Origin of the sequence: Martinezella calliandrae (assembly GCF_030272695.1) — a bacterium.
GTDB lineage: Bacteria > Pseudomonadota > Alphaproteobacteria > Rhizobiales > Rhizobiaceae > Rhizobium > Rhizobium calliandrae.
In genome coordinates, this window is record NZ_JARFYN010000195.1 from 1 (window position 1) to 586 (window position 586).

The 586-nt window shown below is 57.8% G+C and carries 1 protein-coding gene; it reads right to left on the reverse strand.

Annotated elements, in window-relative coordinates; genetic code table 11:
- Window positions 1–99 precede the first annotated feature (99 nt).
- A partial coding sequence (locus PY650_RS36690) for a tyrosine-type recombinase/integrase (RefSeq protein WP_285885006.1) occupies window positions 100–586 on the reverse strand: 487 nt, incomplete at its 5' end.

Genomic DNA, 586 nt, shown 5'->3' on the forward strand with positions numbered 1-586 from the left:
GGATTATGTGCACCTCGTGATTATGCGCAGATTGCTGAGGCAGGAGGCTTTAACCGTCGGATTCTCGGACGACTTCCGGCTGGCGAACTGCGCATAATTTCAGAGACTCATCAGGAACTGCATGAGCTGGTCCGGCGGACGATATCGACCTTGACTGGACGTCATGGGCTGCAGTCGGTTGAGTGTACGTTCCTTCATCGCGAGATCTGCTTGAAGGTACATATGCGTCGTCGCGGAACTCTCATGACCGAGCCACAGCGCGATGACGCTGATATCGACGCCGGACTGCAGGAGATGCATCGCCGTGGTGTGGCGGATGGTGTGAGGCGAAATCGAGCGGCTCGCGAGTTGCGGGTAACGTTCCGCCGCAGCCGATACCGCAAGTTCAAAACGCTGGGTGACGTTTGAACGCGCCATGCGCCCTCCGCTTCGGTTCGGAAACAGGAAGTCCTCCTCGCTTGTGAAAGCCAGCCGACGTTTCCAGTTGCGGATCAAGCTGACTGTCGTACGCCAAAGCGGCACGCTACGGTCTTTACGTCCCTTACCATGCAAGTGTGCAACCGCCGCGCCATCGACGATAACCTCG